This is a genomic window from Paenibacillus sp. J22R160, assembly GCF_059692135.1.
The window spans coordinates 81,513-104,340 of sequence record NZ_JCAUAU010000015.1; the positions used below are offsets into that span (position 1 = coordinate 81,513).

At 48.0% G+C, this 22,828-nt stretch carries 17 protein-coding genes; 7 read left to right on the top strand and 10 right to left on the bottom strand.

The genetic code is table 11. From position 1 onward, the window contains the following. The first annotated feature begins 26 nt into the window (after nucleotides 1–26). Both AC58UW_RS24120 and AC58UW_RS24125 read left to right on the top strand, forming a co-directional pair. Entirely contained in the window at nucleotides 27–1,481 is a 1,455-nt protein-coding gene (locus AC58UW_RS24120) for a stalk domain-containing protein (protein WP_497423136.1), read from the top strand. 109 nt (nucleotides 1,482–1,590) lie between these two features. Further along, nucleotides 1,591–2,730 carry a GerAB/ArcD/ProY family transporter gene (locus tag AC58UW_RS24125; protein ID WP_497423137.1) on the top strand — a complete coding sequence of 380 codons (1,140 nt, stop codon included), beginning with the start codon at nucleotides 1,591–1,593 and terminating at the stop codon, nucleotides 2,728–2,730. Nucleotides 2,731–2,751: 21 nt separating this feature from the next. On the opposite strand, the gene AC58UW_RS24130 is transcribed toward AC58UW_RS24125, so the two are convergent. From AC58UW_RS24130 to AC58UW_RS24140, 3 genes are read right to left on the bottom strand one after another with little or no spacing between them, the layout of a single operon-like run. Then, nucleotides 2,752–2,985 (bottom strand): hypothetical protein, encoded by a 234-nt coding sequence (locus AC58UW_RS24130; RefSeq protein ID WP_497423138.1) that lies wholly within the window; start codon nucleotides 2,983–2,985, stop codon nucleotides 2,752–2,754. A gap of 7 nt (nucleotides 2,986–2,992) precedes the next feature. Then, nucleotides 2,993–4,201, bottom strand: a complete 1,209-nt coding sequence (locus AC58UW_RS24135; protein ID WP_497423139.1) for a Ger(x)C family spore germination protein — start codon at nucleotides 4,199–4,201, stop codon at nucleotides 2,993–2,995. Nucleotides 4,202–4,232: 31 nt separating this feature from the next. Further along, a complete protein-coding gene (locus AC58UW_RS24140) occupies nucleotides 4,233–5,753 on the bottom strand; it encodes a spore germination protein (RefSeq protein WP_497423140.1) in 1,521 nt (506 codons plus the stop codon). A gap of 162 nt (nucleotides 5,754–5,915) precedes the next feature. Between AC58UW_RS24140 and AC58UW_RS24145 the strand changes: the two genes are divergently transcribed. Next, nucleotides 5,916–7,472: an ABC-F family ATP-binding cassette domain-containing protein gene (locus AC58UW_RS24145; RefSeq protein WP_497423141.1), complete on the top strand. Its 1,557-nt coding sequence runs from the start codon at nucleotides 5,916–5,918 to the stop codon at nucleotides 7,470–7,472. 39 nt (nucleotides 7,473–7,511) lie between these two features. Here the strand turns inward: AC58UW_RS24145 and AC58UW_RS24150 are convergent, their stop codons facing one another. Continuing rightward, complete coding sequence (locus tag AC58UW_RS24150; protein WP_497423142.1) at nucleotides 7,512–7,718, bottom strand: hypothetical protein; 207 nt, start codon at nucleotides 7,716–7,718, stop codon at nucleotides 7,512–7,514. A 230-nt stretch (nucleotides 7,719–7,948) separates the two neighbouring features. On the opposite strand from AC58UW_RS24150, the gene AC58UW_RS24155 reads away from it, so the two are divergent. Then, on the top strand, nucleotides 7,949–8,281 hold the full coding sequence (locus tag AC58UW_RS24155; protein ID WP_497423143.1) for a DUF5658 family protein: 333 nt from the start codon (nucleotides 7,949–7,951) through the stop codon (nucleotides 8,279–8,281). A 56-nt stretch (nucleotides 8,282–8,337) separates the two neighbouring features. Here AC58UW_RS24155 and AC58UW_RS24160 read toward each other — a convergent pair whose 3' ends face one another. Together AC58UW_RS24160 and AC58UW_RS24165 are read right to left on the bottom strand one after the other, a co-directional pair. Further along, nucleotides 8,338–11,565: a response regulator gene (locus AC58UW_RS24160; protein ID WP_497423144.1), complete on the bottom strand. Its 3,228-nt coding sequence runs from the start codon at nucleotides 11,563–11,565 to the stop codon at nucleotides 8,338–8,340. 22 nt (nucleotides 11,566–11,587) lie between these two features. Beyond that, nucleotides 11,588–12,886 (bottom strand): EAL domain-containing protein, encoded by a 1,299-nt coding sequence (locus AC58UW_RS24165; RefSeq protein ID WP_497423145.1) that lies wholly within the window; start codon nucleotides 12,884–12,886, stop codon nucleotides 11,588–11,590. A 286-nt stretch (nucleotides 12,887–13,172) separates the two neighbouring features. Here AC58UW_RS24165 and AC58UW_RS24170 point away from each other — a divergent pair, with 286 nt between their 5' ends. The 3 genes from AC58UW_RS24170 (at nucleotide 13,173) to AC58UW_RS24180 (ending at nucleotide 16,145) form a co-directional block, all read left to right on the top strand. Beyond that, nucleotides 13,173–13,862 carry a response regulator transcription factor gene (locus AC58UW_RS24170; protein ID WP_497423184.1) on the top strand — a complete coding sequence of 230 codons (690 nt, stop codon included), beginning with the start codon at nucleotides 13,173–13,175 and terminating at the stop codon, nucleotides 13,860–13,862. Between the two features lie 302 nt (nucleotides 13,863–14,164). Beyond that, nucleotides 14,165–14,995: a Ppx/GppA phosphatase family protein gene (locus tag AC58UW_RS24175; protein WP_497423146.1), complete on the top strand. Its 831-nt coding sequence runs from the start codon at nucleotides 14,165–14,167 to the stop codon at nucleotides 14,993–14,995. A gap of 157 nt (nucleotides 14,996–15,152) precedes the next feature. Then, entirely contained in the window at nucleotides 15,153–16,145 is a 993-nt protein-coding gene (locus AC58UW_RS24180; protein WP_497423147.1) for a zinc-binding dehydrogenase, read from the top strand. A 374-nt stretch (nucleotides 16,146–16,519) separates the two neighbouring features. Here AC58UW_RS24180 and AC58UW_RS24185 read toward each other — a convergent pair whose 3' ends face one another. The 4 genes from AC58UW_RS24185 to AC58UW_RS24200 form a co-directional block, all read right to left on the bottom strand. Beyond that, nucleotides 16,520–18,193: a ribonuclease J gene (locus AC58UW_RS24185; protein WP_497423148.1), complete on the bottom strand. Its 1,674-nt coding sequence runs from the start codon at nucleotides 18,191–18,193 to the stop codon at nucleotides 16,520–16,522. Between the two features lie 72 nt (nucleotides 18,194–18,265). Beyond that, nucleotides 18,266–18,961 (bottom strand): response regulator, encoded by a 696-nt coding sequence (locus tag AC58UW_RS24190; protein ID WP_161408177.1) that lies wholly within the window; start codon nucleotides 18,959–18,961, stop codon nucleotides 18,266–18,268. Continuing rightward, complete coding sequence (locus tag AC58UW_RS24195) at nucleotides 18,927–20,486, bottom strand: ATP-binding protein (protein ID WP_497423149.1); 1,560 nt, start codon at nucleotides 20,484–20,486, stop codon at nucleotides 18,927–18,929. Before AC58UW_RS24195 ends, AC58UW_RS24190 begins: the two co-directional genes overlap by 35 nt. A 7-nt stretch (nucleotides 20,487–20,493) precedes the next feature. After that, entirely contained in the window at nucleotides 20,494–22,794 is a 2,301-nt protein-coding gene (locus AC58UW_RS24200; protein ID WP_497423150.1) for a histidine kinase, read from the bottom strand. Nucleotides 22,795–22,828: the final 34 nt, after the last annotated feature.

Below are 22,828 nucleotides of genomic sequence, written 5' to 3' on the forward strand. Positions count from 1 at the left end.
CGACTGAACCCAAAGGAGACTACCTCATGTTTAGCCATAAAATGATGAAACCCGGTGCGGCGCTTCTGCTGACGGCTGCACTTTTTGCCGGCGCTGCACCGGCGTCCGCGCTATACTCCCCTTCCGTGAACGCCGTAACGAAACAGGTAACCGCCCAGGGCAAATCCTTCAACGTAAGTGTCGTTACGATCGACTTGACCGACCCGACACTGGAGCTCGCTCCTGCCTTGGCTGATGGAGGAATTGGCCATGACGGTCCGTTGCAAGCGATCGCAGAGCGCGAGGGGGCCGTTGCCGCGATTAACGGCACATTTTTCAACGCCTATGAGTCTAACCCTTACATCCGCTACCCGAACGGAATGATGGTACAAGCAGGTGAAGCCCTTCACTCCGGGGAAAATCAGACCTTTATTCTGAATCGGGATAAAGTGCCAGATATTCAGTTCGTGGACCTCGACATCGCCGTGCGCGTTAGTGAAGGGAACGGGACTTACACCATTAACCCTTGGGGGGTTAACAAGTATTACGGCGCGGACAGCACCGATCAGGTGATCTGGTATACCCCGGACTTTGGCAGCTGGATCAACTTCCCGAACGGAACGAAGGTCGTCATCAAGGACGGGCTCGTCACCCGCATCACGAACGATTCCGTGCAGGTTCCTGCCGGCGGTTACGTGCTTTTTGTCGGCAACAGCGCCAACAACCGACAGTACGTCCTTCCGAATCTAGACGTCGGCGATAGAGTTGCGAAGGAGCTGCTGGCCAAAGGCGAAGGCGGCAGCTCACTGAACGCCAAGTCGTGGCTTGCGGCGATCGGGGTCGGGCCGAAGCTGGTCAGTGGCGGCGCCGTCGATATCGACGTCAAGCGGGACGGCTTCTCCGACCCGAAGGTGACGCAATCCTCTGCTTCGCGCAGCTTCATCGGCATCGACGGGTCTGACCGTCTCGTGATGGGAACCGTGCCGAGCGCAACGCTTTCCCAGCTCGCCGCCATCACCCTTCAGCTTGGGCTGAAGGAAGCCATGAATATGGACGGCGGGTCCAGCTCCGGTCTGTATGCCAATGGCACCATGCTGACCTATCCTGGCCGCGAGCTCAGTAACGCGCTCGTCGTGCGCAAGCTGGACAAGCCGAAGGTGCAGATCGACATCAACGGACAGCCTGTCTATGACTACAGCGGCTTCATCGTCAAAGAGACGACCGTTGTTCCAATCCGTCCCTTCATCACCGCGATGAATGCCGGTTTTCAGTGGGATGCCGCGACCCGAACGGCCACGATTACGAGCGCAGGCGTTACGATGAAGCTGAAGGACGGGAGCTCCACGGCGACGGTGAACGGCAAATCTGTCTCTGTGCCTGTCCCGCTCCAGATTATGGAGGACAGCCGCATGTATGTCCCTCTCCGCCTCGTCGCGGAGTCGCTGAATAGCAAAGTGGACTGGAACAGCAGCTTGTACCGGGCATCCGTTCGCCTTCCTTAGTAATTGACCTGTACACACCAAAGACCTGAGGGCAAACTGCCTTCAGGTCTTTTCATTCCCACTACGTTTAACCCTCAACAATCAGGCAAAAATAGGAAAGATCACTGAGATGCTGCCGAATCGAGGGAAGTTTCATATGTTGGAAAAAGGTCAAGTATCAAGCAGACAATTCGGTGTAATTTTATGCCTATACACGATAGGAAACGCCATTATTTACTCACCGTCCCAACTCATTGTGCTTGCCAAACAAGACGCCTGGCTATCTATCATCGTTGGATTACTGGCAGGCATGCTTCTCATCGTTCTCTATAACACGCTCGGCGGCATATTTCCTAAGCTGAACTTTGCTCAGTACAGCGAACAGATTTTAGGCCGTTTTTTCGGGAAATTGGCCGCCTTAGCAGCCTTAACTTTTGTATATGTCAGCACCTTGTACCCCTTGTGGGGGATCAGCGATTTTCTCGCGACAAGAATGCTCTCTAGAACCCCAATTGAGGTCATCATCTCCATTACGGTCATGATGGTAGCTTTCAGTGTCATCTTGGGGCTCGAAACAATTGGCCGTGCTAGTGAAATTCTGTTTCCGTGGACCTTATTGTTTTTAATTCTCGTCATTTTGATGCTTGTCCCGCAGATGAAGCTTACTAATTTTCTTCCGATTCTAGAAGAAGGAATAAAGCCGACTATTCAAGGCAGCTTCCAATTTCTCGCTTTTCCGCTCACAGCTGTTTTCAACTTTCTCATGCTTCTTCCTTATGCCAATAATGTCAGCAAAGCGAAGAAAGCTTATTATCTAGGAACTCTTATTGGAGGGGCCGTGATATGGATCGTCACGATAGCTAATATTGCCGTTTTGGGCGTCTCTTTAGCTTTGGGGAGCATCTACCCGACTTATGATATGGCGCAAAAAATCAATATTGGCGATTTTCTACAGCGCGCCGAAGCCATTATTGCGATTATCTGGTTTGTAACGCAATATTTTTATACAGTCATCAACTTTTATATTAGTACGCTCATTCTGGCCCAAGTACTTGGTTTAAAAGAATACCGCCCGCTTGTACTCCCAATAGGCGTCATCTCGGTTCCTATGGCTAATGTCTTGATCCCCAATATCCCCTATTCCTTTGCTTTTACTAATAAAATATGGCCTGCCTACGCGCTCACCGTTACACTTCTGCTTCCGCTGCTCATGCTGCTCATCGCCAAGCTGCGCCGCTTGCCGAAGCAAGCAAAAAAGCCGGAGACATAATCCTGTCTCCGACTTTTCGTATCAACTCATCATCTTCTGCAAAATTTCGCCCATAGGCCTAAACACATACGTTATGTAGGTTAACGGACTTTGCAGGTGCGCCCCCAAAGCTTTCGCTATGCATAGCGCCATACCGAACGCAAGCAGCACAGAAAACGACCATAGCTCCTTCTTCAGATGCTTTCGCCTCATTCTGGGAACTTCAATGAACACGATCGCAGCAACCGCTAGGATAATATAAGGAAGAAGTGCCACCCTTCATCTACTCCTTTGTCTTTTTCTTTAATTCTTCAATGAAAGAACTGCTTACTTTCCCCGTTCGGCGCAGTTTGGCATCTACGTGAAAGATCGCCTCTGATTTTACAAAATTACTCGGCCAATCCGATTTCATCTGTTTCCAAGTACCGGGATCAGATCTGTGCAGGATCTCTCCGAATCCGAAAATGTCCGATTCAAGTTTTTGCGCTTTGGAAACAACGGCCTCCAAGATTTCCTTCAACTTTTTCTCCATAACCTGTTCCAACAGATAGATAGATTCTGATTTAGTCAGATCTATGCTTCCCTCTACCTCACCAATATCCCCCTCTAACTGCAGATCAATGGTAAATACCGGTTTCCCCTGTTTCATTGTGGCCGTTACCTTGGACTTGGTTCTTAAAATGTGGATGGCAGCTTCACCACCGTCAGGCAATAGGACATGTCCCACTGTACTTTTCACATTTCCGGTTATGTAATTGTAGCCTTTGCTTTCTTGTTCATTAAGCCAGCCAACTAATCGGTCTCCTCGAAAAACACCAATCTGAGTAAAAATCAGGCCAGCAGGGACATCCGACAATTTCAGTTTATTTTCATTCTGAGCGACGGCTATTTCGCCATTGGTTCTAAGACCTGTCAAGACAGGTTCTTTGCCAAGCGCGATCAGATTGGCAACAAATTCATCCACATGTACGGCAATTGTAGGCGCCCAAAGATTCTGGGACGTTTTTAAGGAAGAATACAGCTTATTCGCCGGAATTTTCTCCGTGGGTGACAGGGTGCTTAATACTTCTTTAGCCTGCACATCCTTCGCAATCGCAACGAAATAATCAGGACGCATTTCCTCATTACGCATAAAGAAGTCTAACACGTCCCTCAGTCCTCCCCTTGCTAGCTCTTCGCTAATCACTAGCATCCGCAAATGGGAAAGGTACAGTTCTCTAGGGGCAATGCTCGTCAACTTTTGAAGACCTTCATATATATTGGGAGATACAACATGGAAATTCGTCACCGATGTCCCCCCCTCCGAAGAGGGTCCCATCCCGATCTCTCCGACATTCGCCACCTGAGCGCTTAATTCAATTTGGTTATCATGTTTATCTATGCCAAGCGCCATCACAAAAGAGAGTTGATTTAATTCCCTTCGGTTCCAACACCCGGTCGTTATGCTTATGATAAGGATGATTAGGAGGGTAACCCGCATCATTTTACGCATCAGGACTCCCTCCCTTTCTTCTCAATTGAAGTTAATCTACTGGCTTCCTAGGCTTGTTATCTTTATCGCGAGTCATATTTCCTTTGCTAATTAACGATGGCCGACGGTGCATAGCCCAGAGCGGCAAACGAAAGATCGCATCCTTTTGGTCTGTTGCATGAAAGGGACCAAAAGGGGACATATACGGAACTCCGAATGAGCGCAGGCTGCACAAATGAAACAAAATACACATCAAGCCTAGAAAGATGCCATATATCCCAAAGGAAGCCGCAATAAACATTAACAGATAACGCAGCAGGCGAATGGGAATGCTGATGGAGTATGCGGGCATGACAAAGCTTGCGATGGCTGTGATCGAAACAACGATGACCATCGCCGCAGATACGAGACCTGCTTGAACTGCGGCTTCTCCAAGCACCAAAGCGCCTACAATGGAAATAGCGGAGCCAATCATTCTCGGCATGCGAATACCGGCTTCCCGCAAAATCTCAAAAGCTGTTTCCATTAATAACGCTTCAATAAACGCCGGAAATGGAACCCCCTCCCGCTGCGTTGCTAGACTGAGCAGCAGTGTAGTCGGGAGCATCTCTTGATGATAGGTTGTCACGGCAATATAAACCGAAGGTGTCAAGAGAGACATCAGCATCGCAACATATCTCAGCATACGAATGATGCCAAAGTCCGAGCGTTGGTAGTAATCTTCTGCCGACTGCAGAAATTGAGCAAAGATAACGGGGACTAACAGAACAAAAGGAGAGCCGTCCACTAGAATGGCTACACGTCCCTCCAACATGCCAGCAGCAATCGTATCAGGACGTTCTGAGTTATAGATTGTCGGGAAAGGGCTAAACGTTTCATCTTGTATCAGTTCTTCAATCTGACCTGTATCCAAAATGGCATCTATATCAATATGCTGAATGCGATTCCTTACTTCATCCACGACTTTGTCATTCACAATGCCTTTGATATACATGAAGGCGACATCTGTTTTGGATATCCGGCCGACGCGGAGAGTCTCCATCCGAAGCGAAGGATGCTTGATTCTTCTGCGGATGAGCGCCGTATTGGTACGCATCGTTTCTGTAAAGCTTTCGCGAGGCCCTCTGACGACAGCTTCCACGTTGGACTCTGTAATTCCGCGTGACTCCCATCCCCTTGTGCTGACAATCAGTCCTAGGCGGCAGTTGTCCAGCAATAACGCGGTATCTCCAGATAGGATCGCATCGTAAAGATCCTCCATCCGTTCGGTTTTCCTCACACCGCCTAGTGGAATAATATCTCGTTCCAGTGATCCCGGAATATTGCCGGTTATAACACTACCGTCCGAGTCCCGAAAATCCCCTGTGAACAGCATAAGAGATTCTAATAATTCGTGAACGGAACCTGGATCAGCCAATCCATCTGTGAAAACAATGGCGGCTGGCAGCTCGCCCGAAAGTCCGATGCCGAGCTCTCTGATAATAATGTCGCTGCTTTCCCCCAGAATATCGACAAGCTGATCTATATTTTCATGCAGACGGGAGGTTAGCGATTGAGCGGCAGTCGTAGACATAGGATCACCCTGCTTTGGATTTAGCTATTTGTACCGTTCCCTTATTCTGGATGCATTATGTATCTCGTTATCTCACATTTTTGCGTGCTGATTCATTGAGTTTTCCATCCCATAACGCTTATAATAAAACGAGAAAAAGTTTAAAAGAAAAGGTGTCATTTCATGAGCATATTAAACGTAGAAAGATTAAGTCACGGTTTTGGAGACCGCGCCATCTTCAATGACGTCTCGTTCCGCCTGCTCAAAGGGGAGCATATCGGACTCATCGGTGCTAACGGGGAAGGTAAATCTACCTTCATGAATATCATTACAGGCAAGCTGCAGCCGGATGACGGCAAGGTTGAATGGTCCAAGCGCATGCGCGTTGGCTATTTGGATCAACATGCTGTTCTGAGCAAAGGCATGAGCATCCGCGATGTCCTGAAGGGAGCTTTTCAATATCTGTTCGACATGGAGCAAGAAATGAATGACATGTACGGCCGGATGGGCGAAGTGACGCCGGAAGAGCTTGAACAGATGCTGGAGGATGTCGGCACGATTCAGGATACCTTGACGAATCAAGACTTTTACATGATCGATGCCAAAATCGAGGAAACCGCTCGCGGGCTCGGCCTCACCGATATCGGCTTAGATAAGGATGTTAACGATTTAAGCGGCGGTCAACGGACGAAGGTGCTTCTGGCGAAGCTTTTGCTGGAGAAACCGGACATCTTGCTTCTCGATGAGCCTACCAACTATTTGGATGAGCAGCACATCGAATGGTTGAAGCGTTATTTACAAGAGTATGAGAATGCCTTCATTCTAATCTCTCATGACATTCCGTTCCTGAATAGCGTAATCAACCTGATCTACCACATGGAAAATCAAGCATTAAACCGCTATGTGGGAGATTACAACCACTTCCAACAAGTACACGAAATGAGAAAACAGCAGCTTGAGTCTGCTTACAAACGCCAACAACAAGAAATTTCCGAATTGAAGGATTTCGTTGCCCGTAACAAAGCGAGCGTCGCGACACGGAATATGGCCATGTCCAGACAAAAGAAACTAGACAAGATGGACGTCATTGAGCTGGCGAAGGAAAAACCTAAGCCGCAGTTTAATTTCAAAGAGGGCCGTACGTCAGGCAAGCTTATTTTTGAAACGACCGATCTCGTTATCGGTTACGATCAACCGCTATCCAGACCGCTTAACCTGCGAATGGAACGCGGCCAGAAGATTGCGCTGGTCGGTGCCAACGGTATCGGGAAAACGACCTTGCTGCGGAGTATTTTAGGTGAAATCCAGCCTGTTTCCGGCTCTGTTCAAAAAGGAGAGCATCAGCAAATTGGTTACTTCCAACAGGAAATCAAAGAGTCCAATAACAACACGTGTATCGAAGAAGTGTGGAATGAGTTCCCATCGTTCACGCAATTCGAAGTTCGCGCAGCGTTAGCGAAATGCGGTCTCACCACGAAGCATATTGAGAGTAAAGTTGTCGTACTGAGCGGCGGCGAGAAGGCAAAAGTCCGTCTTTGCAAGCTGATCAACCGCGATACGAACCTGCTGGTGCTCGATGAGCCAACCAACCATTTGGACGTAGATGCGAAGGATGAGCTCAAGCGTGCGCTGCAAGCCTACAAAGGAAGCATCATCCTGATTTCCCACGAACCGGAATTCTATCGTGATGTTGTGACGGAAACTTGGAATTGTGAGTCTTGGACAACGAAAGTGTTCTAAGCATAGAAAGCGGAAGAGGCCATCTTCGAGTAGATTTCTCTACTTGTCGATGGCCTCTTTTTTGATGCTCCGCTTCTGCTGCCGAACCCGCCAAGCTCGGCCAAGCATCCATATTTGCATATCGCTCAGTTGAATGAGAACTTGGCGAAGGAAACCACTCCATCCAAGGATCAGCGCGATATATATCGTATTATACCAACTCGAGAAGAACGAATGCCTCCGCCTAACCAACCAATATCGCAGCATACTCACCCTCTCTCCGTAACCGTTCACTGCGGCTCGCATTCATTGTAAAAGAGATCAGTCGCTCGATAATCAGTCCTCAGACGGAATTCCGTCTCCGCTCTCCGCTCGATTTTGCGTGGCGGCAAAGACAGCGTTGTAGCTCCTGTTGCTTTACCTTGATACAAAGTGTATCATAAATTTAAATCTTACTTATCGACCTATTCATTCATGCGACGAAAGCGAGGACGTCTATGCGTGTCATCCGCCATTTTTTCCAGAGTAAACTACTCCTTTGGCTGTTAATCTTATGCTTAAGTGATGCCCTATTCACAGACATCGGCTTGCATCTGTCCTTTATAGAAGAGCTGAACCCCCTGATACGAAGTGTATATGAATGGCATGTGGCCGGGTATTACTTCCTAAAACTCATTCTTCCTCTGCTGCTCATGGCCTTCTACCCTTATATCCGGAAACGCACCTGGGTCAAACCCTGCCTATCCCTCACGGTAATTATTTATGGAGCCGTCAATGCCTATCACTTCGTCTGGTTATCGTACGGACTTACGTATCTTGCTACCAACTAGCAGCAACGCAAAGAACCTAGCAAAAGCTTTCTGCGAGGTTCTTTTTTTGATTAGTCTTATATGGTTTCTATAATGATATCGATCTCCAGCTGTACCCGCACAATCCCTTCCTTACAGGCGTCCAGGTTGATTTCTTGCTCCATCTCTTTCTCAAGCACCAAGACAGCCGCTAACAAGGACTCTGCATAAAAATTCGCAGCCACTCCTTTCAGCGTATGCACCATGCGGCGAGCAACGGCATCTTCCTGATGGATGATAGTCGGCAGAAGCTTCTCCGTAAAACAAGTATAATCTTGTTTAAACTTCTCAATCATGTATTGAAAAATATGGATTTTCTGATCGATATTTCGCAGCACGCGTTCCGTATCCAAACCCTTAATCTGCATTAACCACCGTAGATCCCGCCACTTCTCCAACATATCAGACAGCTGCTTCTCATTTACGGGTTTAACCAAGATGCCACTCAGTCCAAGCTTCAGCATTTGCATCGAGTCTTTCACGAATCCATTTGCTGTAAGCGCGATTATCGGAATTCGCCGTATTGGCTTCAGCTGTCTCAGCTTTTGCGTGGCCTCGTAGCCATCCATCTCCGGCATATGAATATCCATAAGAATGAGCTTCCATTCTTGCTCGCCCACCCTTTCCAGTGCCTCATAGCCATTCTGCGCGATAACAGCCTCGTAGCCCAGTTGCTGCAGAAGCTGCGTGATCACCAGTTGATTGATTTCATTATCCTCCACCACCAAAATATACCCCTTGGACGGAACACGCGCTCCCTCGGACATAGACTGCTCCTTACTTCGATCATTCCTCTTGAGGTATAGCTTCTGCCCACTCAGTACCTGCATAACTTTGCGCAGCGACAACCTGCTTACTGGTTTAACCAGAACAGCATCAGCCTTCGAGGCTTCAGGGAGCCCGCACATTTCTTCTCTTCCTTCCAGCGTCGTGAGCGCGATCACATGGGTTCGGGAGCGGTCTACCGCATTAAGCACACGCTGCCAGATCGCCTGATGCTGCATGGGATCCATCTGCATATCCAAGAAAACATAGCGGTAAGCAGATTTGCCTGTTCCTCCCTGTCCTTTTTCCAACGCCGTTAATAAGTCAGATACCGCCAGAACCGTCTTCGCCTGAAGCTGGAAGGAGCCAAGTAAATCGGACATATGCTTCGCAGCCATTGGATGATCCTCAGCGACCAGCACATGATTATTTTCTTGCGGCAGAAGACGCTGCCTGTAATGATGGTACATTTCATCCTCAGTCAGCTTATTTCGTCCGAACAATAGACTAAAGTAGAACCGACTGCCTGCCCCTAGGGTCGTCTCAACCCTCAATACGCCTCCCATGGACTGTATCAAATGCTGGCATATTACAAGACCGAGCCCTGTGCCTCCGTATCTCCGGCTGGTGGATGTATCCGCTTGCGAGAAGGGCAGGAATAGCTGTGACAGCTGCTCCTTAGAGATGCCTATCCCCGTGTCTTCTACAGCAAAAGAAATGATGACGCCTTCCTCCGCAAATTCCTCCAGCTGCACTTGAAGCCGGATGTGACCTTGCTCCGTAAATTTAATGGCATTATTCGATAAATTAATAAGTACTTGCTCTAATCGAAATGAGTCCCCGCTGACGATATCAGGCAAATCCTCCGACGTGTCCAGCAGAATCTCGATTCGCTTATTGCCGAGCGATACGCTCGCTAGATCAGCAACCCTTTGGAGCGACTCTTCCAAAGAGAAATCGACTTTCTCCAAAATTAATTTACCCGCTTCTATTTTCGAAAAATCCAAAATATCGTTAATCGTTGCCAGCAGGGCACTCGAGGAGGCATCCATTTTATTCAAATAATCTTTCTGCAGATGAGTTAATTCGGTTCGCTGCAACAGAAGGGACAACCCCAAAATGCCGTTCAGCGGTGTGCGAATTTCGTGACTCATCCTCGCTAGGAATTGACTTTTCGCCCGATTGGATTCATCTGCTTCCTCGCGCTTCTTGAGATCCGTAATATCGTGAACGGTGCCGGTAACTCCGATGATTTCCGTTCTTTTCTCATTGAAAAGGGGGGACAACGTGACATTATAGGCATGCTCAGCACCGTCCGGCAGCAGAAAATTAATGGCGAATTGCTGCGTCTTGCCGTTGATAATCGATTGTGTGAAGGACCGCTCCCATTTCGAAGGACTGTCCATCTGAACCACTTCGGTCAATTGCTTTCCTTTTACCTGTTCAGGCGCTAGCTGGTAGGTTTGATACATTTTATAGTTGGCAGAGGCAATGCTTCCATCCAGCCGAAATCTGAAAATAAAATCCTCTGAATTTTCCACCAAAGTTCGGAACTGCTCGTCTCTAACCCTTACTTTCATCTGCGCAGCACGATGCTCTGACACATTCACCGCTGATCCGATTACTTCGCTAACCGAACCAAATTTAAAGATAGGCTGTAAGGTTACGAGGAGCGTAAACCCTTTGCAGTCATATTCATAAGTAACTCGTTCGCCCGCCCACGCCTGCTCATAATAGGGCTGCAGAAACTCCAGAAACTTGGTTCCTAATATACTGACTTCGTGCGCCTTTTTCCCAATAAACTGACTCGGACTCAGACCTAGCTGATAAAGTAATTGACCCTCAATCAATATATAGACAAAATGGCCCCGGTGCTTATGAAACTTAAACGTAAAACCTGGCTGAAGGCGCAGCATATCAATGAGTTCCTGCTCGACCTGCCGAATCTGCTGCTTGTAATCCCGATTTCGAATTAAATAACCAAGAAAACAGGCCACGCCCACCACACACACCATTTGGTAGGTGAGGTATGTCCATATCAATTGAAGCGGCGTCTGGTACACGGCCCAGAGCATGCCATAATAGAACACATAAAAGAACACTCCGCCAAATAACCATTTTAACCAATAGGAGCGTACTTTCCAGAAAATAAAGCTGGTTCCCGTGATGACAGCAAGCCCAATGAACAGCAGCGGAAGCTGGATATAGCCGTCCATCGTGAAGCGCCATATCCATAAGATAGCGAAGGTAATGAGGGTGGAGGGGTAACCTCCCAAATAAGTGGCAAGCAGGAAAGCTACGCCACGAAAATTCAGACCTATCTGACCATCAATCGTCATACCGAAGCTTACCAGGATGACGACCAGAGTGCCATGGGTAAGTCCCACATAAACTTTGTAGTACCACGTCGGCTTCTGATCCAATTTCGTAATAATGAAAAATTGCTCAACGAATAAAACAAACACAGTAATAACCGCAAAATTGGTAATCAAATCGCGCAACAGAGCAATCACCAGCCTATACTTATATAACGATCTTGTTTGGTTTGTTTCGCGTATCTGGGCTCAGCATGTTCTCAATGCTCTGCGCTAGAACCGGCTTGCTGAAATAGTAGCCCTGCACGAAACGACAGCCGCAGTCCCTTAGTACTTGAAGCTCCTCTTCGGTCTCCAGTCCCTCGGCCACTACGAGCAGATTTAAGTTCTTGGCCATCGTAATCACGGTATTCACAATAGCCGCATTCACTTCCCGATGTTTCAATCCCTTAATAAAGGATTGATCTATCTTCAACTTATCGATTGGAAAATCCTTTAAATAGCCAAGCGAACTATATCCGGTGCCAAAATCATCCATCGCGACGCGCACGCCAAGCTTTTTCAGCTGACTAAGTGCATCTGCGGCCAGATTGACATCCATACTCATGCTTTCCGTAATTTCTAGCTCCAAATACTTCGGTTGCAAGCCTGTTTCCTTTAAAATCTTCTGAATCATCACACTTAGCCCGCTATCGTTGAACTGGCGCCTGGACAAATTAACAGCCATGAATAAATTCGGAAGACCCGCTTCCTGCCATTTCACACTCTGTGTGCAAGCCTCTCTTAGCACCCATTCCCCGATTTCATGAATCAGGCCGCTTTCCTCCGCTACTGGGATAAAATCGCAAGGCGGCACTTGCCCCAAAGACGCATTGTGCCAACGAATTAGGCTCTCTAGCCCGACAATCCGGTTCGTATATACGTCAACAACAGGCTGGTACACGAGATGAAATTCCTCATTCGTAATTGCTTTACGCAAATGAAATTCAATATCCATTCGTCTTTGAAACTGGTCATGCTTCGCCTGCAGCGAGCCTGAGAGCGCAGCTTCCACGATCCCTGCGGATTTGACAGGAGACTCGTACACGCCTTGAATGCCGTTTCGTACGGCCATTTTACAGCGTTCCAGGAAATAGGACATCATCATGTCGTGGGGCATTTGCCCAGCTAGCATTTCTATATGAAAATAATCCGCAGCGCCTATCCGCATAGCCTGAATGGTCTGCATGGCGCCTTCGGATGTATGTGTACTAAGCACTACAATAGGAATTGGACGATGATTCATAATAAGCTGAAGCGCCTTAATCCCTGCCATGTTTGCCATCGCTAAATCGATGACTACCAAATCCGGCCTCCCAGCAAGCATACAATCCAATGCGGCATTGCCGTTCTTCGCCGTACCTGTAAGGATGAACTGTTCATCTTTCTGAAAGATGGGCAGCAGCCTATCTCTCACCTCGTTAGAATCACTTACAATCAGGACTCCATACCTATTCAAAAGACCCACTTTACTTACACCTCCTACAAGCAATTTCCACAAAAGAACCTATTATCTCCTATTGTACTTTCCACTTATTAGGTAACTTACCTAAATGGTATGAATTCGCACCCCTTTTCGCTAACAATTTGCTAACAATTTCCCGATAAAAAGTGTATAAGAACGATTTACTCTTAATATTCGACACCTTATAATAGGTTGAGCAAGAAATTGTTAGGACTTATGATCCCTCTGTTCATTCATGAAAGGCATTAGAAAATAAACTTAGTTTGGGGGGAGTTTATACTTGGACAGGGTGCTTTTAATTGAGGACGATGATATTATCGGTGAAATGGTCTGTATGTATCTGGCAGAAGAGAACTTCTTAGTTCTAAGAGCCCACAATGGTCAGGAAGGCCTTGCCGCACTTCGCGAATTCGAACCGGATCTGATTCTTTTGGACCTCATGCTTCCTGATTTTGAAGGTACTGACTTATGCAACTCCTTGCGGAGCTTAACGCCCGTTCCCATTATTATCATCTCTTCCAATTCCAAAGTCAGCGAGAAAGTTGAAGCGTTTACAGTAGGAGCTGATGATTACTTATGCAAGCCCTTCAGCATGCATGAGATGAAAGCGCGCATACAAGCCCTTTTGCGTCGATTCAAACAAGCCCATCCACCCGAAGATCAGCTTGTCCAGCAAGCTGTTCCCGTACCGCCTGTTGATTTGAACATTAATCTGGAAAAAAGAACGCTCTATGTACGAGGCGAACCCATCGACATGACATTCTCTGAGTTTGAACTCATTCGGCTGCTGTACGAGCACCCCGAACGCGTGTATCGCCGGGAGGATCTGATTAACGCTTTGCGCGGCTTCGACTCCTATGTCAACGATCGTGCTATCGATGTACATATTACAAATTTGCGAAGGAAAATTGAAGTCAACCCCAAAGAACCCAAATATATAAAAACGGTCTGGGGTGTAGGCTATAAATTTGTGTTATAAGCGAAGAGGCTATCTCAAGGTCAAAATTGATCTGTGGGATAGCCTCTTTTGGGGATCTCAGCCAAGTCTCAGGGAGCCCAATTTGTCGGATAACCATGCATTCTGTAGAAATTTAATCTTAATGAAACATTTCCCAAATATTTAACAAAAATTGGTTGACATAGAAAACATTAATCATTTATTATTGGTCTTCTGAGGCCTTTATTTACAAGGGAAAATCATATATACATCAAATGGCAACTAACTAAACAGGGATTCACAGTTCGATAACCATTACTAAAGGGACAAACAGGTGAACTCTTATGAATAGTGATAAATTAATTTTGGATTTGGGCAGTCACAGCGCCAAAGTATTCAAGAAATCAGATATTGGCATCGAGCAAGTCGATGTCCTCACATGGGAGCTTCTGGAGAGCGAGGTCTCCCTACCGTCCATTGAAGATAAGCTTAAGTCTTTGCTGTTCACGCAAGGCTCCTACCTAGAAGGAGCGGCCCCTGGAAACGTGGAAGCATTTGGGACGGAAGCCATGCGAAGTTCGCCGCGTCTCTCTGAACATATGGAGGAGATCTGCCGAAATCTGCGGATTGCTTACCGGACGATAAGTCAGAAAGAAGAAGCGGAACTGCTGCGAAGGGCGATTAGTGAATCGGATATTCCCAGCCATCTTGACGTCATCAATGCCGGAGGCGGCAGTATCCAGATTATCACGAAGGAGTGCGAAGCTTCTTATCTCATTCCTTTCGGCATTTCGGACCTGAATCAGGAATTCCAGTTACTTGGAGCGCCTCATCAAAGGCAGATAACTACATGCATCAAATGGCTCTCCTCCCGTTTACCCGCATCACTGGGGCAGTTCGCATATACCGGCGGCGAGAAGGCGTATCTGCGCCACTTCCAGATCGAGCTTGAACAGGACCTCTACTGCTCAAGAAGCGACTTTACCAAACTTGCCAGACAACTGGCTCTTCTAGAGCTACCTGATTTAGAGAATAACTCCCCCTTCGATCCGAAATGGATGCGCGGTGCCATCGCCTCGAATTGTATCGTCCTTGCCGGATTGATTAAATCAGGCACCAGCAAATTCATGCCCTCCGACCTGAATATCGCCCACGGCTTTATGAATCAATTATAATTGTGCTGCACGCCATAAAAGGTGCCCCAAGGCCCCTTTTTGACCAAATCTTAGTGTAAACTTGATGTTATCAAAACCTACCCGATCACCGCGTAGTATATAATACAGTGAACATGAATTAATTGTAATTACATCTACGATAGGTGGGTCCTTACATATGGCACAAACAATGAAAGCAGCGCTGATTAAGACATACAGCGGGGTTTCGGGCATTGAATTCGGGGAAACGCTAATCCCCCAAATAGACAGTAACGAAGTACTCATCAAGGTACATGCGGCCTCTATTAACCCCGCAGACTTATTATTTCTTTCCGGTAATTATGGCATTAAGCGAGCATTGCCGTCGGTTGGCGGAATGGAAGGGTGCGGAACGGTCATTGCAACGGGCAATAGCCTCGTAGCCCGCATGCTGAAAGGAAAACGCGTAGCCTTCGTTTCCGAGGTTTACGGCTCCTGGTCGGAATATACGAAAGCAAGCGCGATGACCTGCATGGTTCTGCCCGATCACGTATCGGACGAGCAAGGCGCTGTCTTCTTCGTCAATCCGGCAAGCGCTATGGCTATGGTGAAGATAGCCAAACAGCACAAGTCCAAAGCGATCGTGCAAACTGCCGGAGCTAGCGCGCTCGGCAGAATCCTGGTGAAGCTCGGCAAAGAGAACGGCCTAGCCGTCATAAGCGTTGTCCGCAAAGATGAGCATGCGCAGCTCCTTAGAGAGATAGGCGGGCAGCATATCGTGAACAGCAGCTCTCCAGGCTTCGAAGACGAACTCAAACGCAAGTCTCAAGACCTTGGCGCTACCGTATGCTTCGATGCTGTAGGCGGGGACCTGACAGGTACCGTACTCTCGGCGCTGCCGGACGGTTCAACGCTGTTTCAATACGGCCTTCTGGGAGGAAGCACCACAACGATCAACGCAGATGATCTTGTTTTCCGCCGGAAGCGGATTACGGGCTTCTGGGCGTCCGACTGGGTGAAGACCCAATCCATCTTTGAGCTGCTCTCGCTGCAAGGCACTATGAAAAAGTCGGTCGGATCGCAGATTCAGACTGAGATTAGTCAGACGTTCTCGCTCAGTCACACGGTTGATGCCATAGAGCAGTACGCGGCGAACATGACCTTAGGCAAAGTACTGCTGCTGCCTGTGTAGCTGAACAAAGAAAAAAAGCCTGTCCGCAAAGTAGACCAAAACTACTTTGCGGATAGGCTTTTTTGCGGTGGGAGGCCGCGCTGCCGCATCAGGAACTACGGTCCGTTATTTTGATGAAATCTGCTGATTTCATCTGCCAGACGGAACTACAGGGACTTATTTGCCCAGAAAACACAGGTTTTCAGGTAAATTGGCCGGAATAGCGGAACGTAGTTCCCACTGGCTAGCGCAATGCCTCTTTAGCAGTGAAATAGAGGAACCTAGTTCCCCTTCGGCAATGCTGGGTCTGGTTGGGTTTGGTTGAGTCTGGTTGGGTTTGCTTCGTCTTGCTACGCTTGGTCTAGAACGTCTCGGCACCAGTTACGCCCTCCCCGCTAGAACTCTGTAATAATCGTGAGGATCACGGGTCTCCGGCCGGTCTTTTCATAAAAGAAACGCCCCAGCACTTCTTTCACATTCATTTTCAGCACATTCCATTGGTTGGGCGGCTCTTGCCCCGTTTGCAGCCTATTCACCGTATCCGCAGCCAGAATGCTCGCTCGATCTATGAGATCCTCGGATTCACGCACATAGACGAATCCTCGTGAGATAATGTCGGGTCCTGATAGAATTTTGCCATCCGTTTTGCTGAGAAGGAGAAACACGATAAGGATCCCATCCTCCGAAAGCTGCTTCCGATCACGCAAAACAACATTCCCCACATCGCCCAAACCATCGACTAGTGTATTGCCCGCCGTGACCTTACGGCTTTGCGTCGCCGCTTCTTCTTTGATATCTACAACATCCCCATTGTTCAATATGAAAATGTTAGCAGGCTCGACCCCAACAGACTCCGCCAACATGCGGTGTTGATGAAGCATCCGATATTCGCCATGAATCGGGATAAAATACTTCGGTTTCATGAGCGTCAGCATTAATTTCAGCTCTTCTTGACTGCCATGGCCAGAAACATGCATGCCAGTCACTGAGCTTGAGCCGTAGATGACCTCCGCTCCAAGGCTAAATAAATGGTCTACGGTCTTGGAGACATTGCGCTCATTTCCTGGAATCGGCGATGCGGACAGGATGACCGTGTCCCCCGGGTGGATTTCTACATTCCTGTAGTTCGAGCGAGATAGCCGGGATAAAGCGGCCATAGGCTCTCCCTGGCTGCCGGTACAGAGAATGGCAATCCGATCCGCAGCTAGACTGCCGATCTCCCCCGCTTCTACCAGCATCCCATCAGGAACCGTCAAATAGCCTAGCTCGGAAGCGATTTTCACGACGTTAACCATACTGCGGCCCAGCAAGGCTAACTTACGATTCGTCACTTGCGCGGCATCGATTACCTGCTGGAGCCTGTGGACATTGGAAGCGAAGGTGGCGATGAACACTTTTTGCTTCGCTTTATGAAAGGCCTCCTCGATATGTTTCCCGACATGGCTTTCCGATGGCGTATAGCCCGGGCGCTCCGCATTCGTGCTCTCGGATAAAAGAAGCATGACCCCCTTCGAGCCAATGTCCGCCATTTTATGAATATCCGGATACTGATTATTGACCGGTGTAAGGTCAAATTTGAAGTCTCCCGTATGGACGACTGCTCCCTCGGGCGTATGAAAAACAGCCCCAAGACAATCGGGGATGCTGTGATTGGTTTTGAAAAAAGTGGACGTAATGCTGCCAAGCTCAATCGTGGAATCAGAGGTGATCTCGATAAGCTTCGTATTGGCAAGCAAGCCCACCTCTCTGAGCTTCACTTCAATGAGCCCTATCGTTAAACGCGTTGCATAGATCGGTACGTTGATTTGTTTGCGTATGTAGGGAATGCCCCCGATATGATCCTCATGCCCATGCGTAATAACCAGCGCACGGACCCTATCGCTATTTTCAAGCAAATAGGTAATATCAGGAACGATGAGATCCACGCCCAGCATAGTTTCATCCGGGAATTTAGACCCGCAGTCGATCACGATAATATCATTCGCATATTCGACGACATACATGTTTTTGCCGATTTCATTAATACCGCCTAAGGAGAAGACCGATAATTGCTGATTCAGCTTGGTCACCTTACTTACCCCCTGTGTCACTTTCATTTGCGTTAATTTCCCACAAGTGGTGTAAGGCTATGCAAGAATGATCTACTCCTGCCAGGCAAAGCGGTATCCAATTCCCGGCTCCGTCAGAATATAGCGGGGTCTAGTCGAATCTTCTTCGATTTTCTTCCGCAAATGGCCGACATATACCCTCAGATATTGGCTGTCGGATTCATATTGTGAACCGCCCCATACTTGCTTAAGTAATTGACGATGCGTCATGACGCGACCGGCATTGAGGGCCAGCACTTTTAGCAAATCATATTCTGTGGGCGTCAACTTGAGTTTCTCCCCTTGGAGTTCAACCACCCGTTGGGATAAATCAATAACCAGATCCCCTAGTTTCAGCACAGGTTCATCTTGCGTCTTAGCGATATGGCGTAAAGCAACCCGCATACGGGCCATAAATTCCCCCATGCCAAACGGCTTCGTCACATAATCATCGGCTCCCCGGTCCAAGGCAGCCACTTTGTCCTGCTCCTGATCTTGGGCAGTTAGAATAATGATCGGCACCTGCGACCATTCGCGAATATGCTTTAGTACTTCCATCCCGGTCATATCAGGTAATCCGAGGTCTAGTACGATTAGATCTGGCCGTACCATCGTGGCCTGCAATAAGCCCTCTTGCCCCGTAGCAGCTTCCGTCACATCGAAGCCATGCGCATTTAACGTAACTCGCAACAGCTTGCGAATTTGCGCCTCATCATCAATAATTAAAATCTTCGCCCCAGTTGCTGTCATGCTCATCCCCCTGTTTCTCAGCGAATTGTAAAGGCAAGCTGATATGAATTGCCGTTCCTTTGGGTTCATTTCTTTGTGCTATGATTTGCCCGCCATGAGCTTCCACGATGCTTTTACAGATGGCAAGCCCTAATCCGGTACCGGGAATATGTTTGGTTAATTGACCCCTATAAAACTTTTCAAATACACGATCCAAGTCACCCGCCGCAATGCCTGCACCTTGATCCCTAATGGTCAATTCAAGCATTTCCCGGCGCTGCACCGCTTCAATCACGATTTCGCTGCCTTCTGGCGAATACTTGATGGCATTGCTGATCACATTAATCAGCACCTGCTCGATCAGCACATCATCCAGCGGGACAGAGGGAAGCTCAGGAGCAAGTCGAATGCTCACCTTTCTCTGCTGCAAGGCATCCTTCAGCTGGGCAAGCGCAACCCCCACAATATCCTCGATCCCGCACCACTGCTTATTTAGCCGCAGCATGCCGCTCTCGATCCGGACCATGCCGAGCAAGTTGCCTACCAGCCTGTTCATCCGTGTTGAGCCCTCGCGAATAGTCATCAGCAGCTCACGTCGGTCTTCAGGGCTAAATATAGCTTCGCTTTCTAGCAGTCCTGTCACAGAGCCAATGATGGTAGCTAAAGGCGTTCGCAGCTCATGAGAGAGGGAATCCAGCAGCGCAGTCCGCAGCTTCTCAGACTCGGCTGTCAGCTGCGCCACTTTCGCTTCATTAGCCAGCTTGACGCGGGAAATCGCAACCGCCACCAGATCCGAGAGCGCTTCGATGATCCGAATAAGCTCCGGCATCTCCGCTAACGGCCGATCACCTACATACACAGCTAATACACCGTGAACTTGCCGATCTGTCTCGAAGGGGACATAGAGCGTTGACGACTCCCTCAACGAATGTGTGCCGCGCCCCGCACTCGCATGATGATTGTAAACCCAAGCCGCGATAGACAGGTGGGATTCATCTGTCGCCCACTCTGTCCCGTCCTTGGAATAGGCTCCTACTTGCTGTTCCCCCGAGAGGTTCGGCAATAAGATAGCAGCTTTTGCGCTTAATGCTTCGGAGACATGCTGCACAATCTGATTGAGAAGTACTTCTAAATCAGAAATTGCCGTAATCTTACGGCTTAGCGCATACAGGGCAGCCGTACTGGCTTCTTTCTGTTGTGCTTGATAGATCTGATTTCGAAGCTTCGAAGCCAAGCTCGCCGTGAGGGCGGCAACGGATATAAATACAAGAAATGAGATCAAGTAGCGCAAATCCGCAACGGTGAGACTAAAGACAGGAGGGACAAATAAGAAATCTAAGGATAGAACGCCAATTGCGGCTGCAAAAAAAGAAGGCCCCCTCCCCCAGCGCACAGCGCTAAAAAGAACAGGAAGCAGATAGAAAAGAGAAACATTCACCAAGCCTAAAAAGTCACCAAGAGCTTTTAAAAATAAGGTCATCACAGCAATAAAAAGAGCTGTAAGCGCATATGACTTCCATCTAATCCAACCATTTGTTTTATTCATCATGCTATTATTTTACCTTATTTCCCGCTGATTGCCACATTTCATAATCGGCTACAATTAACACATCCATTTGAGTGGCCAGTGGCAGCAACTTTTTAACTGTAGCGTCTTTCCATACAATAATTTGCGTAGCTCCCGCCAAACTTGCTTGAGAGGCAAACATACTTGGGATTGCTTTACGGCTCACTACTTCTTGGTACACAAACTCGCCTCCGAGCCTAACCGTCAATTTCTCTAAAATTTCTAGCTTAGGCTTCCATTGCTCGTTGCTCCCAACTGCAATAAAGCTTACATACCAAGCCGCTTTAAGTCGATGCGCGATTCGAAATCCCCGGCGAATTAAGCGGTCAGCTTGCGAGACCTCCGTGATGCACACGTAAATAACCTCTTTTCTCCGCCATGGACCGCGAAGGGAGTTCTTGCGCTCCATAGATTCCAAACGCTCATCTACATCATCAGCAATTTCACGTAAGGCTAGCTCCCGCAAGGCGATCAGGTTACCGGTTTTAAAAAAGTTATTCAACGCTTGATCCACCTTGACCATCGCATAAATCCTGCCCTCCCTCATGCGAAGCTGTAAGGCTTCAGGAGCCACATCAATTAACTGCACTTCATCGGCGGCCCGAAGAATACTGTCAGGGACTGTTTCACGAACCCGAATTCCGGTAATTTGCTCAACGGCGTCATTTAAGCTCTCTAAGTGCTGAACATTGACCGTTGCAATGACGGATATGCCAGCTTCTAAGATTTCCAACACATCTTCGTACCTTTTTTTATTTTTACTTCCGGGGACATTCGAATGGGCTAACTCATCAACTAAAATGACTTCGGGCCGCGCTGTAATGATCGCTTCCGTGTCCATCTCCTCAAGCTTCACACCTTGATAGGCAATCTCTGCCCGCGGTATAATGTCAAGCTCGCAAATCTGCTCGATCGTTCCTTTTCTTCCATGCGTTTCGAGCAAGCCAATCTTCACATCGATGCCTTTTTTGAGCAAATCATTGCCTTCCCGCAGCATCGTGTAAGTCTTGCCTACGCCTGGGGCGGCTCCAATATAGACCTTGAACTTCCCTCGTTTGATTTTTTCGATTTTCGCTTGTACCTCTTGATTGCTGAGACGTTTATATTTGTACGGCTCCTTCGTTCCCTGTATGTGAGTAGGAAGAATGCGCTCCCCTTCTCGTGAGGCACGATCAGCAACCAGGAACACATCGATATTCTTGACTCTTTTTAAAATGCCATTGATGACAGATCCTTGCCAAAAGGTTTGCCACTTGGTTTGTTTGGAATGCCCCAAGACAATACGAGTTATTTTATGAGTAATCGCATAATTGACTAAGGCTTTTGGAATACAACGGCGCATACGCAGCGGCAGCTCCTCAAATTTGCCGCCGACTTTTTCGACAAGCTTCATGATAGATCTTCGAAAAGCAGCCGCTTCCTTCGAGAGGGTTTTATTGAATTTACGCAGCGTCACAACATGAAGATCACCGTTCAAGCGCTTCGCAATCTGTTGTCCTCTCCGCACATAAATGGAACCGTTCCAATGATATTGGGCGGTTACCAGAATGCTCTCCGTTGCTCCAGAGGGCCCTAGAATGCCCATCTGCTCACGATGGGCTTCCAACGAGTCATTCACGTCCTCGGCAACAAGACGCAGGGCCAGTTCTCTTAATACGCCTAAGTTGCCGCGCTTGAAAAGGGCAGAATCTTTATTTCCCTTGAGATGACCCTCTTCCAGTCGACTTAGAATCATTTCGGGCGTGGCATCAATTAATCGAACCTCATCAGCCAGCTCCAGCGTATCTGAGGGCACACAATGCCCCACTTCAATACCTGTCAGCTTATGTGCGACCTCCATAGTCGCAGCCAGCTCATACACATTCACAGTTGTAATTACACTAATATTGTTTGCAAGCAGAAACTTAATATCATCCAAACGCTTGGGGAACCGGGCATCTGATCGATTAAGATGGGCTAGCCCGTCTACAAGAACAACCTCCGGATTTCTCTTAATTAAAGCATCCAGATTCAAATCTTTCTGCTCAACGCCATCTTTCATCCAATGAATGCTCGGCACTCTTTCCAAATCACCTAATTGTTCCACGGTTTCCGGCCTTTGGAGGGTAGATACCGCACAGATGACCACGTCGATTCCCTGCTGTTTAAGATTATGCCCTTCCCGCAGCATATGGTACGTCTTCCCTGAGCCGCTGACCGCACCGATATATATTTTCAGGTTCCCGCGATGCAACTTAGAGATGGATAATAGGATCTCTTCCGGCGTTTTCCTTTTGAAACCTTCCAATCCAGCATCCTCTCCTTTCTCCTCATAATGACGC

Coding starts and splice junctions, on each gene's coding strand:
- AC58UW_RS24120 (WP_497423136.1), top strand. CDS start 27: ATGTTTAGCCATAAAATGATGAAACCCGGTGCGGCGCTTCTGCTGACG.
- AC58UW_RS24125 (WP_497423137.1), top strand. CDS start 1,591: ATGCTGCCGAATCGAGGGAAGTTTCATATGTTGGAAAAAGGTCAAGTA.
- AC58UW_RS24135 (WP_497423139.1), bottom strand. CDS start 4,201: ATGCGTAAAATGATGCGGGTTACCCTCCTAATCATCCTTATCATAAGC.
- AC58UW_RS24140 (WP_497423140.1), bottom strand. CDS start 5,753: ATGTCTACGACTGCCGCTCAATCGCTAACCTCCCGTCTGCATGAAAAT.
- AC58UW_RS24145 (WP_497423141.1), top strand. CDS start 5,916: ATGAGCATATTAAACGTAGAAAGATTAAGTCACGGTTTTGGAGACCGC.
- AC58UW_RS24150 (WP_497423142.1), bottom strand. CDS start 7,718: ATGCTGCGATATTGGTTGGTTAGGCGGAGGCATTCGTTCTTCTCGAGT.
- AC58UW_RS24155 (WP_497423143.1), top strand. CDS start 7,949: ATGCGTGTCATCCGCCATTTTTTCCAGAGTAAACTACTCCTTTGGCTG.
- AC58UW_RS24175 (WP_497423146.1), top strand. CDS start 14,165: ATGAATAGTGATAAATTAATTTTGGATTTGGGCAGTCACAGCGCCAAA.
- AC58UW_RS24180 (WP_497423147.1), top strand. CDS start 15,153: ATGGCACAAACAATGAAAGCAGCGCTGATTAAGACATACAGCGGGGTT.
- AC58UW_RS24190 (WP_161408177.1), bottom strand. CDS start 18,961: ATGACAGCAACTGGGGCGAAGATTTTAATTATTGATGATGAGGCGCAA.
- AC58UW_RS24195 (WP_497423149.1), bottom strand. CDS start 20,486: ATGAATAAAACAAATGGTTGGATTAGATGGAAGTCATATGCGCTTACA.